This window comes from Sphingobium indicum BiD32 (assembly GCF_000382885.1).
Taxonomy (GTDB): Bacteria; Pseudomonadota; Alphaproteobacteria; order Sphingomonadales; family Sphingomonadaceae; genus Sphingobium; species Sphingobium japonicum_C.
The window spans coordinates 1-15028 of sequence record NZ_CAVK010000004.1; the positions used below are offsets into that span (position 1 = coordinate 1).

General features: G+C 59.7%; 14 protein-coding genes. 8 read left to right on the forward strand and 6 right to left on the reverse strand.

Annotated elements, in window-relative coordinates:
* The 7 genes from EBBID32_RS00245 to EBBID32_RS00275 all read left to right on the forward strand — a co-directional run.
* A partial coding sequence (locus EBBID32_RS00245) for a hypothetical protein (protein WP_037487903.1) occupies positions 1-555 on the forward strand: 555 nt, incomplete at its 5' end.
* Positions 556-1012: 457 nt separating this feature from the next.
* Entirely contained in the window at positions 1013-1606 is a 594-nt protein-coding gene (locus tag EBBID32_RS00250; protein ID WP_037487907.1) for a TetR/AcrR family transcriptional regulator, read from the forward strand.
* Between the two features lie 109 nt (positions 1607-1715).
* Positions 1716-2924 carry an aromatic ring-hydroxylating oxygenase subunit alpha gene (locus EBBID32_RS00255; RefSeq protein ID WP_006948698.1) on the forward strand — a complete coding sequence of 403 codons (1209 nt, stop codon included), beginning with the start codon at positions 1716-1718 and terminating at the stop codon, positions 2922-2924.
* Entirely contained in the window at positions 2921-3259 is a 339-nt protein-coding gene (locus EBBID32_RS00260) for a hypothetical protein (protein ID WP_006948699.1), read from the forward strand. The genes EBBID32_RS00255 and EBBID32_RS00260 overlap by 4 nt, the downstream gene beginning before the upstream one ends.
* A 317-nt stretch (positions 3260-3576) precedes the next feature.
* Positions 3577-4377, forward strand: a complete 801-nt coding sequence (asd, locus tag EBBID32_RS00265) for an archaetidylserine decarboxylase (protein ID WP_231382062.1) — start codon at positions 3577-3579, stop codon at positions 4375-4377.
* A 278-nt stretch (positions 4378-4655) separates the two neighbouring features.
* Positions 4656-5816, forward strand: a complete 1161-nt coding sequence (locus tag EBBID32_RS00270) for a GGDEF domain-containing protein (RefSeq protein WP_231382063.1) — start codon at positions 4656-4658, stop codon at positions 5814-5816.
* Positions 5817-6005: 189 nt separating this feature from the next.
* The gene (locus EBBID32_RS00275; protein WP_006948705.1) at positions 6006-7286 is read left to right on the forward strand and encodes a cation:proton antiporter; all 1281 of its coding nucleotides are present in this window, start codon (positions 6006-6008) and stop codon (positions 7284-7286) included.
* 209 nt (positions 7287-7495) lie between these two features.
* Here the strand turns inward: EBBID32_RS00275 and EBBID32_RS00280 are convergent, their stop codons facing one another.
* From EBBID32_RS00280 to EBBID32_RS00290, 3 genes are read right to left on the reverse strand one after another with little or no spacing between them, the layout of a single operon-like run.
* Positions 7496-8932 (reverse strand): TolC family protein, encoded by a 1437-nt coding sequence (locus EBBID32_RS00280; RefSeq protein WP_006948707.1) that lies wholly within the window; start codon positions 8930-8932, stop codon positions 7496-7498.
* Complete coding sequence (locus tag EBBID32_RS00285) at positions 8922-10007, reverse strand: efflux RND transporter periplasmic adaptor subunit (RefSeq protein ID WP_006948709.1); 1086 nt, start codon at positions 10005-10007, stop codon at positions 8922-8924. The genes EBBID32_RS00280 and EBBID32_RS00285 overlap by 11 nt, the downstream gene beginning before the upstream one ends.
* A complete protein-coding gene (locus EBBID32_RS00290) occupies positions 9991-11709 on the reverse strand; it encodes an ABC transporter transmembrane domain-containing protein (RefSeq protein ID WP_006948711.1) in 1719 nt (572 codons plus the stop codon). Before EBBID32_RS00290 ends, EBBID32_RS00285 begins: the two co-directional genes overlap by 17 nt.
* Before the next feature lie 257 nt (positions 11710-11966).
* Here EBBID32_RS00290 and EBBID32_RS00300 point away from each other — a divergent pair, with 257 nt between their 5' ends.
* A complete protein-coding gene (locus EBBID32_RS00300; RefSeq protein WP_006948716.1) occupies positions 11967-12833 on the forward strand; it encodes a LysR substrate-binding domain-containing protein in 867 nt (288 codons plus the stop codon).
* A gap of 105 nt (positions 12834-12938) precedes the next feature.
* On the opposite strand, the gene EBBID32_RS00305 is transcribed toward EBBID32_RS00300, so the two are convergent.
* The 3 genes from EBBID32_RS00305 to EBBID32_RS00315 all read right to left on the reverse strand — a co-directional run bounded on the left by EBBID32_RS00305 (position 12939) and on the right by EBBID32_RS00315 (position 15026).
* The gene (locus EBBID32_RS00305) at positions 12939-13679 is read right to left on the reverse strand and encodes a DUF4386 domain-containing protein (protein ID WP_006948718.1); all 741 of its coding nucleotides are present in this window, start codon (positions 13677-13679) and stop codon (positions 12939-12941) included.
* Complete coding sequence (locus EBBID32_RS00310) at positions 13676-14104, reverse strand: DUF6326 family protein (protein WP_006948720.1); 429 nt, start codon at positions 14102-14104, stop codon at positions 13676-13678. The genes EBBID32_RS00305 and EBBID32_RS00310 overlap by 4 nt, the downstream gene beginning before the upstream one ends.
* Before the next feature lie 118 nt (positions 14105-14222).
* The gene (locus tag EBBID32_RS00315) at positions 14223-15026 is read right to left on the reverse strand and encodes a sterol desaturase family protein (protein WP_006948722.1); all 804 of its coding nucleotides are present in this window, start codon (positions 15024-15026) and stop codon (positions 14223-14225) included.
* Between the last annotated feature and the right edge of the window lie 2 nt (positions 15027-15028).

Sequence of the window (15028 nt, forward strand, 5' to 3'; positions counted from 1 at the left end):
ATCGAATTTGTCGTTGCACAAACGCACATGGTAAGCGATCACTATTCGACGATAGGAGCGGAATATCGTAAGGAGTCGCAGCGCCTTCAAACGAGGGTTCTTTTCTTTGCGCTCTTGCTACTCCTCTCACATTTGCTGGAAATCAAACCGTCTGAGTTCGATGCCGGAGGTTTGAAGGTCGCGATCAAGGACGTTGTGGTCATCCGCGGCGGCATATCCTTGGTATTTATTTATCATTTCTGGATTTTGGTCGATTCCACGTTTCAGGGCAGCGTGATGCTGCCGATGAAGCCGAACCAGCGATCACTTCGCTTTCTGGTAAGCGTGGCTAAGCGTCCATACAAAAATGAAAAGACAAAGCGAATGGTTCGCCGCACGCCCAAGCAGGTGAAGCGTCACGCTTGGTGGTCGATGACTGCGTATCTTCTTTTCATGATGCCGATAGCGCTGGCAATGTTTGCGTTGGTGATGCTTGCCATATTCTTCGGAGTGCAAGATGCTTGGGCATTTGCTGAGTTCGCATGGAACCGGAGCATCGAGGTCGGCCTGAGCTAATCGCATACCTTCCCCCATGTGCCATCGTGCTCCCAGCGGCGCAGACAAGCGACCAGCTCAACCATGTCATCAGCAGCCAGCACCCCGCTCTCCACCCCCGGCAGAACCTCCCGCTCCACCCAAGAATCAAAACTTCCAAACCAGACCGCGATAAGCGACGGCTTAGGCTTCCCTGCATCCTCCCGCAGATGACATTATTTAATAGCGAATATTCGCAATAAACGCAGCATAGTTGTGAAACTCGGGTTCCGTGAATGCGGATTTGTGAAACTCCGACCCATGTCGGTCACTCAGCGACCCTTTTCCGATCCTCAGGTGCAGATTGCCCGATTACCGGCAGGCACACGCGGATAGCAGACAAACGTTATCTGGACGTGGGTTGTAAGACTCGGCCGTTTCCTTCCCTGCTGCTATGCCTCTGCCAGAAATTTGAGCTTCGTATTGAGGACGATCCGAATTGACCAGCGAACGGAGAGAAGGTGGCCCTAAACGTAACAAAGGGTTCGACGCCACGCATGATTTGATCGTCACTGCGGCGGCGCGTCTGATCTCGCAAAAGGGGGTCGATGGGCTGTCGATGGCGGCCGTTTCCCGCGCCGTCGGGATAAACCGCACCACACTATATTATCATTTCGATGATCGCGAAGCGCTGCTCGCGGCAGTCAAGCTATGGTCGTCGGAGCAGCTTGGACGGGGCTTCGCTCCCCAGGCACCGCAACGGGAACGGATCGACCATATCACACGGTTCGTTCTGGAGAATGCCGAACTCATCAAACTGTGGCTCGATGACTTCATCGCGCCAGGGGACATTCGCGATCATTATCCGCATTGGGAGAAACTGGTCAGCGGTATGGCCAACCAGCCCGACACACCGGAAGAGGATGCGATCGACCCGGAAGTCTATTGCACCATTCTCCTCACCGCCGCCTTCATCGCGCCCCGAATCTATCAGCAGAGCGTCCGCCCCGATCTATCGCCGGAGGCCGTGATTGAAAAGTTCCGTCACGAGCATCAGCGGACTTTACGGCGAGATGGACTGAGTTCGGAATAGAATTTCCTAAATTACGACACATGTGTTGTAAAATATGAAGCTGTGGTTCATACGGTTCCAGCAGACCGCTCGATTCAGGATGGCTGTGAGGAAGGATCACGGAGGTTCCATGAACACGCACAGCGCCCCCTTTCAGCCCGTGTCTGCGCAGAACCTCGCCTGGTTGGGCACCGATCCGATCCCGGCCAAGCCCTATTATGATCCGGCCTATTTCGAACTCGAACGGCAGGCCATCTTCATGCGGACATGGCTGAACGTCGGTCATGTTTGCGAGATACCGGAGTCTGGCAGTTTCATCCGCCGTGAGATTGAATTTGCCAACGCCTCCATTCTGATCGTGCGGGGCAAGGACGACGGCATTCGCGCGTTTCATAATGTCTGCACCCATCGCGGAACGCAGTTGGTCCAGGCGGAAGCAGGACGCCAGTCGACCTTCTCATGCCCCTATCATATGTGGACATTCTCCACCGATGGCGCGCTGCTCTCTGCACCCGATTTCGATCAGTTCCATGTCGGAAAGAAGGAATGCGCCCTGCCCCGTATCGCGGTGGATGTCTGTGCCGGGATGATCTTCATCAGCTTTGCAGAAGCGCCGGAACCACTCAGGGACTGGCTTGGCGATCTGGCGGACCGCCTCGAAGCGCTGCCGGTGGCGCGGGCCACGACCTTCCACGAATATGTCTATGAGATCGATGCGAACTGGAAGCTGACCTATGATAACTTCCAGGAAAACTATCATCTGCGCTTCATCCATCCGCGGTCTGCCGGGGCTGGCACGGGGGCGGAAAATCCGTTCGGCTATCCTGTCCGATATGGCTTTCACGGCCAGCATCGTACGCAGACGATCTGGACGAATCGCAACGCGCCGCAGCCGGCGGCACCCGCTATGATCGCCTATGGCAAGGCGGCAGAAGCAGCTGCGGCAAACGGGGTTCTGGTGTCGCAGGATGCGAAGGATTATTTCGCGCTTTTCCCCAATTTCTTCTTGTTGGGATCGCCGCTCCAGCATTTTTCCCACGTCGTGATGCCGATCAGCGCAACGCGGTCGCGCGGGGTCATCCGCCTTTACTGGATCGGCGAGGACCAAAGTGCGAGCGAGCGCTTTGCTCGGGAATATCTGATGGCGACGGCGCGCGACATCCATGCAGAGGACCGGGGCGTGATCGAGGCAGGGCAAAAGGGCCTGAACAGCGGCGCTCTGACGCATATCCATTTTCAGACGCAGGAGGCATTGTGTCGCCACCTGTTCCTGTCCGTCGATGCGACGGTGGAGGCCTATAAGGCGGGAACGGCTCTAGGGGCGGAGGTCGCTGCATGAGCGCCCTGCTGCCATCCGGGTTCGAGGCTCTGGAGCCGTTTGCCGCTCGCTGGGCCGGGGCGACGGCGGCGGATCGCGCTCATTTGCGTTCCGCTTTCCCGAGCGCGGAACGCGATGCCTTCCACGCTGTCTGTGCGCCGCTGCTGGTAGATGGGTTGAGCCGCCTCGACAAAATAGCGCTCGGAGAACAGGATGAGAGCGAGCGGCGGCTCATGCACCTGCTCCTCACCTTTGCGCATGTCTCGCTGGCGATAGAGGTGCAAGGAGATGCCGAAGACAATCACGGCCTGCTGCGAGCATCCATGCGGATCATACGCGCGCCTGCAGATCTATGAATGCTAGGAAACGAGGATGTAGCTGCGCTGCGGTCATGCCTCTGAATGACTGCATCCGGCCTATAAAAATCAGAGGAAACATGTCTGAGAAGGCGCATATCAGACCCTTCCGCCGTCGACCCTTCGCAGACGTTCTTAGTCCAAATTTCCGTCGCCAAGTGCCGACGTTCCGCTTAGGGCGTGGAGGCTGTCGCCGGTCAACCGGAGTATGCCGATACATTTTTAAGACCGTAGAATGAACAGCGGTCATTATTTCGAGGCTCACCTTGACCGAACGCCTGAAAGTTTTGCTGCAACACCTCCTTCCCAAGCAGGCCATGACCAGTCTCGCCGGTCGGATCGCAGGCGCAAGCGCCGGTTCGGCGACGACCCGCTTGATCCGCTGGTTCGTCAAAAGATACGGCGTGGACATGACCGAAGCGGCAAACGCGGACATTGCCAGCTATAAAAGCTTCAATGACTTCTTCACTCGTCCGCTCAGGATCGGCGCACGCCCATTGGCCTGTGCCGATTTCATCTGTCCGGTGGACGGCGCGATCAGCCAGTTCGGTGCCATCGACGACCATCATATCCTCCAGGCGAAAGGACATAGATTTACCGTTACGGCATTGGTCGGCGGCGATCACGCGCTAGCGGCGAAATTCCGCCACGGCGGTTTCGCTAACCTGTATCTGTCGCCAAAAGACTATCATCGTCTGCATATGCCCTGTGACGGCATATTGACGCGCATGATCTATGTGCCGGGCGCGCTTTTCTCGGTCAATCCGGTCACCGCGCGGGGCGTGCCCGATCTGTTTGCGCGCAATGAGCGGGTGGTGTGCGTCTTTGAATCGCCGGAACATGGCCCGTTTGCAATGATATTGGTGGGCGCCACCATCGTTGGCAGCATCGCAACGACATGGCACGGCGTGATCAATCCGATGCGCACAAAAAAACCCTCCGAATGGACCTATCCTGACCAGCATGTCCGCTTGAAGCAGGGTGAGGAAATGGGTCGTTTCCTGCTCGGCTCGACCATCGTGATGCTTTTCAGGCAAGGTGCCATTGCCTTCAACGAAGAGTGGGCGCCGGAACGGCCTGTGCGGCTCGGCGAGGTGATGGGGAGCCACCCGATTTGAGACCCTCACCGGCACCCTCATGCCTGTTGCGGCCCCTGGTTGCTTCTCATCGCCCGACTGGAAGAGGGTGCTTCTGGTAACTTGGCCCCTCGCCTCGCAAAAAAGAGGCGCAGTGGCAACAGGGTCCGGATGTCTCGTCGCGCAAAGACTATCAGCAGGACATATGCGCGAGACGAAACGTTAAGATAATGTTCGGATAAGGAGGGATGGAGAGACGCAGACCCAGGCCTATAGAGCCGGCATTGCCGGCCATTTTCAGTCGAGACGCTGAGCGGCTCATGCCAGACGCCGTCTATCGTGACCTTGTTGCAACGCTCTTCACCATGACCGGCCCCGTAATAGGCTTCGGCATAATTTATGCGCTCGTCGGAATACTCGTCTACTTCAGCGGGAGCGACTTAGCCATCCTGGCGCTGGTCGCTACCGGTGCCTTCCTTACGGTCCGGCGTGTATTGCTGATCCAAAGATATCATAAGTCGGGAGGTGCGAACCAGACGGTAGAGATGCTGAAGAGTTGGGAAAGGCGCTATGCCGGTCTAACCTACGCCTTTGCCGCCCTGATTGCGATATTGAACCTGAGGGTGCTTTCTGCTCATCAGCCGTTAGTCCATCTCGCTACGGTCAGCCTCATCTTCACCTTCGGTGCTGGCATAGTGTCCCGCAATGCCGGCCGTCCGCGCCTATGTCTTTTCGGCCAGGCAATATCCGTGCTTCCCGTAGCGGCTGGAATGATGATCCATGCGGCGGTTGGGTCTCCACAGCCCCTGCATGCCCAGTTCTTTCTCTTTGAAGGAATGCTTCTAGTCGTGGTCGCGCTGATGAGTATCCAGTCCGTGAAGCATCTCTACAAGTCAACGGTCGACCATTTGACGGCCAAGCATGATCTTGCGACACTGGCGAGGTTCGATCCTTTGACAGGCCTTGCCAATCGGTTGCTTGTGCGGGAAGAATTCCAGGCGAGAATGGCATCTTGCCTGATCGAGAACCAGGTCGCAGTCCATTATCTTGATCTTGACGGGTTCAAAACGATCAACGACCAGTTTGGGCATCCGGCCGGTGACAGACTGTTGGTGCAGGCTGCCCAACGCCTGACCGCAACCATCCGGAGCGATGATGTCGTCGCTCGTCTGGGGGGCGATGAGTTTCTGGTTATTCAGCCGGTCGTTCAGCATCCAGACCAAGCCGAGCTTCTGGCCCGTCGGATAATCAAACAACTATCCGAACCCTATTCGATAGAGGGCACCGACATGCGCATTTCCGTCAGCATCGGCATTGCGCTGGCTCCTACAAATGGCCTTGATCTCGACCGCTTAATGGAATGTGCGGATGGCGCCCTTTACCATTCCAAAGCAAAGGGAAAGGCGCAGGTAAACTTCTGCGACGGCAGCAATCCCGATGCGCAAAAGCAGGCGGCCGTGACTAAAACGTCCGGACGTTGAGGCCAAGTTCGACCCTTTACCCCGCGTCTTTCACGGCGATATCAAAAAACCGATTGTTTCAAGCCCCCAAGCAAACAAGCGTTCACGCCGGTCTGGAGCAGCGAGAGGGCGGCGTCGGCCGATGCTGTGAAAGTTACCGTCTCGGCAAGTGCCATGTAGCCAATGAGACTGCTGCGTCGTTACCAGGCAATGCACCAGATCATTTCAACGCCTGACCCATATATCCTCATCCTAACCGGCGCCGGGCTGCTGATAGCGCTGGTCGCATGGCTCCCATTGGCGCTCAAGCGCCTGCCGTTGTCCTTGCCCGTCGTCTGCATCGCCATCGGCGTTGTCATATTTTCCTTGCCTGGAGTTACGCTGCGGCCCTTGCCAATCACCTACCCGGAGGTGACCGAGCGCTTTACTGAGATCGTTGTGATCATAGCTCTTATGGGGGCTGGCCTGAAACTCGACCGACCTTTCGGCTGGGCAAAATGGAATATCACCTGGCGCCTGTTGGCCGTTACGATGCCGCTGGGCATCCTGGCCATCACGGCCATCGGTGGGTGGTGGCTTGGCCTTTCGTGGGTAGCAGCGCTGCTGCTGGCGGCCAGCCTGGCGCCGACCGACCCCGTACTTGCCTCCGACGTTCAGGTGGGTCCGCCCAAGAGTGGCGAGGAGGACGAGGTGCGTTTCGGCCTCACGTCCGAAGCAGGGCTGAATGATGGTTTCGCATTCCCGTTCGTGCATCTCGCCATCGCTCTGGGATTGGCGGCAACGACGGGCGAGCCCTGGGCCGCACAATGGCTATTGTACAATGTCCTGTGGGAAATTTTCGCCGGCGTTCTGGGCGGCTGGCTGATCGGCCGTCTGTTTGGTTGGCTCACCTTCCACGTTCCCGCCGACACCAGATTGTCCAAGACGGGCGACGGATTGATCGCAATCTCTGCGACATTCATCTCCTATGGTGTGGCCGAGATCCTGCACTGTTATGGCTTCTTAGCCGTGTTCGTGACCGCGCTAACGCTGCGGCGATCCCATCGCGATCATGAGTTCAACCGGCAGATGCACGATCTGACCGAGCAGGTTGAGCGGCTGGCCATGATGGTGCTCCTTCTGCTATTTGGCGGCGCGCTGGTGAGTGGCGTGCTCCTGCCGCTTCAGTGGATCGACGTCGCGGCGGCGATAGTGATCCTGCTCGTGGTTCGGCCGCTTGGCGGCCTGATAGCTCTTAAAGGGTTCAGGGCGAGCCAGTCGGAGAAGAGAATGATCGCTTTTTTCGGGATCCGGGGTGTGGGATCATTCTATTATCTTGCATATGGTCTCAATCATCTGGAGATTGATGAGGGGGCTCGGCTATGGGCGATTGTCGGTTTGGTCGCCCTGCTGTCAATCCTGCTCCACGGCCTGACAGTCACGCCAGCCATGCGGATGCTTGACCGACGGCATGGACGCAATCCGGACGGAGCCGATCGCTCTATTCCTTAATTTGCCGCTCGCCAGCAGCCCGCCCGCCATGGTGACGATCGCACCGCCTGTCCGTCGCTGCTGTGCATTCTGATGTCGACCCGATTAACCAGTCAGACGCCCGTTTTCGATCCCCAGATACGGACTTTAAGCTGTATGCGGCAGGTTCCTGGCATGAATGATACGCCGGCTTCCTTATGTAGCAGCATCATGGAAGTAGCACTTTCAGACTAATGCAGCCCTAGCGATACTGCATCCCCGGATGCAGCGGCGAGGTCTGCACCAGCGATGATGCGCCGCAGCCGCATATCCAGCAACGACAGGGCGACGTTGGCGGCGCTTTCCTCCCGCGTGTTCACCAGGAACAGGTCGCTAGCGCCCATGTCGAAACGGCGGCGCTCTGCCACGGCCATGTCGTCGGCACGCTGCATTTCCTGTTCAGACAGGCCGATAAGGCGCGTGGTTGCGTCGAGCGTGATGACAATGCCATCGATTTCCGCACGGATCTGCTCGTCCAGCCATTGTGCACGGGTGCGGTTGGCGTCCAGTTCCGCCTGGCTCTGCATCAGCTTGCCGCGCGCGGTGCGCTGTTCCAGTGGAACGGAGAATTTGACGCCAAGCCGGACATCATTGCCGCTGCGCGACACACCGCCCGGCCCAATGTCGCCAATGTCGCGCGCCACCTCCATTTTCAGATCAAGACGCGGCAGCAGCGCGTTGCGATCCAGCGTCAGCCGATCCTGCACCAGCCGCTGCCGCAATCGCGCGACCATAAGATCGGGCCGCTGCACCGAGTCCGGGCGCGCCGTCGCCATTGGTTCAGGCAAAGACTGCGGCAGTTGTTCCGGGCGGGGGATAGTCGGTCGGCCCTCTGCGTCGCGCCAGTAAAGCGACAGGCTGTTGGCGGCGGCGGCAAGTGCCTGTTGCGATTGCACCACCATCGCCTCGCGCCGCAACAACTGCTGTTCATTTTCGGTCAGGATGATGCGGGGACGCAGCCCTGCCTCGAACGTGCGTCGCAGGCCGCGCTGTCGCTCCTGCGATAGCGACAGGAGGCGCTGGTAGATGCTCAGGCGCTGGCCAGCCGCGACCCAGGATAGGTATGCGTCGAGCGCCTTGCGCTGCACGCCGATCGCGACCATCTGCCGCTCGGCATCGGCAATCGCCTGATCCGCTTCCGCACTCACCCGGCCGAAGCGCCGTTCGTCGATCATCCGGTCACGCAGCAGCGAAAAGACCGCGCCAGCGCGGATTTCACCCAGTTGATTGGTGTAATTCTTGTCCTCATAGATGGGGAATCGTCCATTGGAGAGGCGATAGCCGCCATAGACCTGCCCGCCCCAATCCTCGATCGGACGCACGACCTTCGCATCGGCATATGTCCCGCCATAATAGCCGGCCAGCCGTGATCCGCCTTCGGCCGAAAAGACAGTGTCGAACGCGCCTTCGGCCGTCAGCCGCTTCGCATCGGCGGCGCGCGTCCTGGCCAGTGCTTCCAGAATTTGCGGTGATTGCCGCGCGGAATTGGTCAGCAGCGCGTCGATGGTGAGTGTGGGCGCGTCGATCGACGCCATCTGCGGCAAGGGGGCGACTTGCTGCGCGACGAGCGGCGGCGCGGCGGCACTGGCGACAAGTGCCAGCAGGACGCACGCGATTCTATTTGGCATTGCCGCCATCCTTGCCGCTGCCGGAAGCCGTGCCGTAGGACGTGCTCTGGCCGGTCTGCTGGTCGAGCGCGCCAGCGGGATATTGCAGCGGAAAATCGTTGAGCAGCCGCCAGAGTTCGTAGCCGGTGGAAACCGTATCCATCATCACCCAACCGCGCACCTTGGCGCCCAGCCGTACGAACGGTTCCTGCGGCCATGGGCGTGCGCCGGTCTTTTGTTCGACAAGCACGCGGAACAGGCCATTGGGCGAAGCCGATACGTCAATCGCACGGACCTGCCCGTCGAACATGCCGACCGCAACCGACGGCCAGCCGCTGAACTGGATGGCGGGCCAGCCTTCAAATTCCAGTCGGACGGGTCGGCCCGGATAGATGAGCGGCACGTCGCGCCCGTCGACATAAAGCTCCACCACCCGCACAGCCTGTTCCGGGGCAAAGGTGGCGATGATGTCGCCTTCCTTCACCATCGTCGCATTGTCACCGCCGAGGATGCGCAGGACGCGACCGGTGCGCGGCGCGCGCACGATCTGGACCGACTGGCGATTGATGTTGATGTCGAGCCGGTTCCGGTCGGCAAGGCTCTTGGCGACCTTGGCCCCATAATCGGCCACCTTGATCTGCGCGAGTTCCAGATCGCGCCGCGGCGACAGCCCTTCGGCATAGAGTTGCTGCATCCGGCCAACGTCGCGCTGGGCCACGGCCATGGCCTGCTGCGTCGCGGCGATTTCTGCATCGGCCTGCGCACGCTCCGCGCGCAGGCGGCTGAGCAATTCGGGGTCATTATCGGCGATGCGGGCTATGGGATCGCCCTTCTTCACCAGTTCGCCGTCGGTCACATACCATTGTTCGACCCGACCGGGGACGAGGGCGGTGATGTTCTGCACCCGATCGCGCGGATCAAGCGCGATGACCTGCCCCATGCCTGTGGAGGTTTGCACCCAGGGGACAAAGAGCAGGAACGCAATGGATGCCGCCATGCCCATGAGCAGCATCCAGCCGAACACGCGCGCGGGGCGCGGCGGGCGCAGGCTTTCCAGCGTCTTGAAATGCGTGATGTGATCAGCGCGAAATGGCATCGTCGCCTCCCCTGGCTGCTGCAAAGGCGCCGGGATCCTGCGTCAGCAACTGACCTGTTCGTCCCAGCCAGAGCATATGGTCAAAGCCAAGCGCGTCGGGCCGAACCGTGAAAACGATGATCGTGCTGCCATCCCCACCATCGAGCTGGTGCAGCGCCGCGCGCAGTTCCCCGGACGGCAGCATGTCGAAAAGATTGGAGAGGATGAGCAGCCTTGGACGGGCGAGAATGGCGCCCGCCAGCTTGAGCCGCATAGTGTCGGCCACGGACAGCGGCCATCCGGTCGAGGAAAGCAGGCTGTCCAGCCCATGCGGCAACCGGGCGATCCGTTCGCCCAGGCCCACCGATTCCAGTGCGTCGAGCACAGCGGCGGAACTGGCGGTCGGATCGGCGAGGCGCAGATAGTCGCGAATACTGCTTTCCACGATGGTCGGGCGATCAAGGACAATGACGTCGCTGCGAAGCTGGTAGATGTTGAGCGCGCTGATGTCCGCGCCGCCCAGGCTGACAATTCCTGCGTCCGGGCGATAATGGCGTTTCAGCAGACGGGCCAGCAACCGGTCCACACCAGGATCGGCGGCGGCAACGACATGGGTGCCCGCAGGTACGACCAGATCGAACGAGGCATCGTCCCCGTCCGCAGATATCCGCACCTGTCGCAGCGCCAGTGCCCCGTCGCGCGGCCGTGCATCGCCACTGGTTTCGACCGGTATATCCTCCAACGTGATCGCGCGAAACAGAGACAGTTCCTCGACAGCGGCGACCAGATCGTAAAAAGTGTCGAGATAGGGGCCAAGCTGCGCCGCGCCATAGAATATGCTGGACAGGATCAATTCGGCAGCGACCAGCTGGCCGATCGACAGCTGCCCCCGGATGACGAGCCATCCGCCCAAGGCCAGCAGCGCCGCGCTGGCGATGGCATAAAGCAACAGCAGGGCTACCGCTTGCGGAAAGGTTGCGCGGAAATGGCTGCGGTGGGCCGCGACATAGGCAGCGGTCCTGTTTTCCGACATATCCATGGCATAGTCCAGATGGCGGCTGGACTTGTAGAAGCCGTTCGACGCTCCAACGCTTTCGAGCCAGTGGGCCGCTTCATATTTGCGGTGGCTCAGCGCTATTCCGCTTTCCATCGCGTGCCGCGCCCACAGCTTCCAGACCAGCCAGACCGTGAAGATGAAGAGCAGATTGAAGCCCAGAAAGAAGGGATGATAAAAAGCGGTGACGATGAAGCCGACAATCGCCTGGAAGAAAATTGAGAACCCCCCGACAAGCAAGGAAGGGATCGCTTTCTGCACGTTCATCACTTCAAAGAAGCGATTGAACAGGTCGCCGCGCCGATCGTCCTGAAAGAAGGGGTTTTGCGCATGAACTGCCTGCAACGTGACTTCCGCCACGATCCGCGCGAACACGCGCCGCCGGAACAGCTCCATGACATAGATGCGCATTGCACCCAGGAACGCCCATAGAAGCAGCAGCGCGAGCAGCACGCCCGCCAGCGTGAACAGGGGTGCGGGCAAGGCGGTGTTGGCGACCGAATTGATCAGCATCTGCACCGAAATCGGCGTCGCCAGCGACAGGAAGCCAATCGCCGCGCCATAGATCAACGCCATGCTCAGAAAGGGACGTTCTGGTCCAAGCGCTGCCCGCGCCCAGCCCGCAAATGTCCTCCAATCAACCCGGTCATGCCCGTGGGCGGCCATCATCCATGTCCCAATCTGATTTACGACGATGCGTGGAAACCCCGTTAAGGCCTCTGTGCGTGTCGCGGTTCGCAGAAACGATCACCACTCATAGCGATGACGAAACGATAGCGGCAACAGGCAGCGGCGGGCCGGTCCGCTTTCGTTCATCCATAGTCATGTCGATCACAAACCGCCCTTCCCGCATCTTCATTCATTTGCAAAATGAGTTCTGGCAATATTATGGATTGAAATTCCCAATGATCAGCTGAGGCTTCAGGATGAACGTGCGCAACCTCGACATCGACCTGCTTCGCGCCTTCGTCACTATCGCCGATCTGGGCGGTTTTACTGCGGCTGGCGCGCGATTGGGACGGACCCAATCGACCATCAGTTTGCAGATCAAGCGCCTGGAGGCTATGCTCGGCCGAATTCTGCTCGAACGGACGGCCCGGTCAGTGCGATTGACACTCGACGGACAGGTGCTGCTCGGTTCGGCCCGCAAGATCCTGCACATGAACGACAAAGTCATCGCGGAACTCACCGAGCCGGATGTCAGGGGCGCCGTCCGGCTGGGCGTGCCGGAAGACTTTGCCACGGCCCATCTTCCCGACATACTGGCCCTGTTCACAGACGCGCATCCTCTGGTCGAACTGGAGGTCACATGCGACCTTACGCTCAACTTGCTCGACCGCTTCCACGCCGGCGCGTTCGATCTTGTCCTCGTCAAACGCGAGCCGGCTGCCGCGCCTCAGGGCGTGCGCGTCTGGCGCGAGCCGCTGGTTTGGGTGGCCCGCGACCAGGAGGCAATCGACGGCATTGAGGTGATCCCGCTGGTCGTTTCGCCCGAACCTTGCGTGTATCGCAAGCGCGCAACTGACGCGCTGGACGCGGGCGGCAGGCCGTGGCGCATCGCCTACACCTCCACCAGCCTTGCGGGCGCGCAGGCTGCGGTAAAGGCAGGTCTGGGCATCTCGGTTCTGCCCAGGAAGATGGTGCCTTCGTTTCTGGTTCCTGTCGCGACAGCGCAATGGTTGCCAAAATTGCCGGATACCGAGATTGCCTTGATCGAAGGGCGCGCTATCTCCGATACCGGCCATCTGCTTGCCCAGCATATCGTCCAGGCTTTAGAGCCCGTGATCCATTAGACAAATTCAGCACATGGGCTGGTGAGCGGTTGAACAATTCGTCTCATCCTGAGGCCAGCATTCGATATACAGGCCACATCGTCCGTTCCAAGTGCGGATCGACCATTATTGGAAAGCCGATCTCGCGAGGCCATTATTTGCGTTTCCATCGCTTTGTGGCGGGCGGTCATGGGGGATTTTGCGCATCCCGAAGAGCAATAGCCAGATGGCCAGCATTGCCTCGCCTGAAAGTGGAAGGACATTCAGCACCGTAGGAAACACCAGATCGGGATCGAGCAGCCCAGCTGTCTTCGTTACCAGATGGGCCGATCCGCCTGCCATCATCGCAATGCCCACCGCGATAGGAATGGCGCGCGACCGGACGATCAGCCAGCCGATCAGCATGCAGTAGATGCCGAAGAAGATCAGGCTGATGCCGTAAACCGTCCCGTGAAGAGCAAGCAGCGTGGCGGTGGCTGCGTCACATCGGTCAACGCAAAAGCCGCCTGGCCCCACTTGCTCGATCAATGCGAGAGCCGCCATGTGCAGCAGGCCATTGCCGGCCAGCACTGCGATGCCCGTCATGCTGAAGGCGGCGGCGAGCAGCGACAACTGGTGACCAGCGGGTCGCAGCAACTCGTACAGCAAGGTGGTGACGGCGAGATAGCAACACAGCATGATGACATCGGCCATTTCTCCCATGCGGTAGAAAGCGGCATTGCCCGCAACGGAAAGCGCATCGTTGCCACGGAAGGCGGAGCGAACCCCAATCTCCGCGAACAAACCTGCGGCGATGGTGATCGCATAGAACAGACCCGCAAGCCTTGGCTTGGCTTGCGATGACGCGGCAGGTGATGGCGAACTCACAGGCCTGCCGCCGTGACGCGGGGCCAGCGGAACGCGGTCCAGAAAATGGCGAGCGACAACATGATCTCGGTTACGCCCAGCACGATGTAGAAGGCCGGCGCTCCGCCTTGCATGGTCAGCAGCATGATAGCGGCATAGGCCAGCGCCAGCACGACATGGAGCCAGCGAAACAAAGGTGGAAGGAAGAGCGAGAACGCGACCATCAGGCTGGGGATCGCCATCATCACCGCGACGGCGACATGCGTAACGGGCGTCAACTGGCCGAAGGCCATGAGACCCGCATTCATGGCCATGACCTTACCGGGAACATAGAGGCCGAAATAGTCGCCATAGACATAGCAGAACATCAGCGACGCCCACATGGCCGACAGTTTTACCCGCGTCGATACGGGGGGATCCTGGAAGCGGGACATGATGGACGGCATGGCGAACCTCCTGCTGTATTGTTAATATAATACAGTAGTCCCGGTGCGGTGCAATAGCATTGATTCCAAGCCATGTGCAGTCGACCGCATCGGCGTAAAATCGTCTCCTGTTCTCCGCTCACTTCATGTGGACAAGGGAGGCCCATCGCGCTTTCCATTCCTGCGCATTGCGGAAATCGGTGAGGATGAGTGCCCACTCGCGCGTGGCGACCCTGAACGGATTGTCCTCCCGCGCTTTGCCCGCCAGGCCATAACGCTTGATCACGTCGCTTTCGGGCGCGATCGTGCCGAACAGCCGGTCCCAGACGATCAGCATCCCGCCAAAGTTGCGATCCAGAAATTCCGGATTGCTGGCGTGATGCGCGCGATGATGATGCGGCGTGTTGAAAACCCATTCCACCCTGCCGAGCCTTGGGATCGCCTCACTATGCAGGAAGAACTGATAGTTGAGGTTGATTGCCAGCAGGATGACGACGATCCGCGGATCGAAGCCCATCGCTATCACCGGCAGATAGAACAGCCAGCCAAGCGAGAGCGTGTTGGTCCATCCCAGCCGCAGCGATGACAGGAAGGTCAACTGCTCCGCACTATGATGCACATTGTGGGTCGCCCACAACCAGCGCACCCTATGGCTCGCGCGATGGAACCAGTAATAGGCAAACTCGACGGCGAAGAAGCCGAGCGCCCAGCTATGCCATTGGTCCGTCAGGAAACGGTGCGGCACCTGGCTCCAGACCAATCCGAATGCCGTGGCGAGGACCACGGCATGAAGGGTGCCGACGATCAGGTTGCCGGCAACAAGGCCGGCGGTGGTCAGCGCGGCCCGACCGTCATAGCCGCGCCCCGTACGCAGCCGCCAGATCAGCTCCGCCAGGATCGCGACGGCGGCGATGCTGAGGAACAGGGGCGAATGATGGGCCACGG

Coding starts and splice junctions, on each gene's coding strand:
- EBBID32_RS00255 (WP_006948698.1), top strand. CDS start 1,716: ATGAACACGCACAGCGCCCCCTTTCAGCCCGTGTCTGCGCAGAACCTC.
- EBBID32_RS00300 (WP_006948716.1), top strand. CDS start 11,967: ATGAACGTGCGCAACCTCGACATCGACCTGCTTCGCGCCTTCGTCACT.
- EBBID32_RS00260 (WP_006948699.1), top strand. CDS start 2,921: ATGAGCGCCCTGCTGCCATCCGGGTTCGAGGCTCTGGAGCCGTTTGCC.
- EBBID32_RS00270 (WP_231382063.1), top strand. CDS start 4,656: ATGCCAGACGCCGTCTATCGTGACCTTGTTGCAACGCTCTTCACCATG.
- asd (WP_231382062.1), top strand. CDS start 3,577: ATGACCAGTCTCGCCGGTCGGATCGCAGGCGCAAGCGCCGGTTCGGCG.
- EBBID32_RS00285 (WP_006948709.1), bottom strand. CDS start 10,007: ATGCCATTTCGCGCTGATCACATCACGCATTTCAAGACGCTGGAAAGC.
- EBBID32_RS00280 (WP_006948707.1), bottom strand. CDS start 8,932: ATGCCAAATAGAATCGCGTGCGTCCTGCTGGCACTTGTCGCCAGTGCC.
- EBBID32_RS00310 (WP_006948720.1), bottom strand. CDS start 14,104: ATGCCGTCCATCATGTCCCGCTTCCAGGATCCCCCCGTATCGACGCGG.
- EBBID32_RS00275 (WP_006948705.1), top strand. CDS start 6,006: ATGCACCAGATCATTTCAACGCCTGACCCATATATCCTCATCCTAACC.
- EBBID32_RS00290 (WP_006948711.1), bottom strand. CDS start 11,709: ATGATGGCCGCCCACGGGCATGACCGGGTTGATTGGAGGACATTTGCG.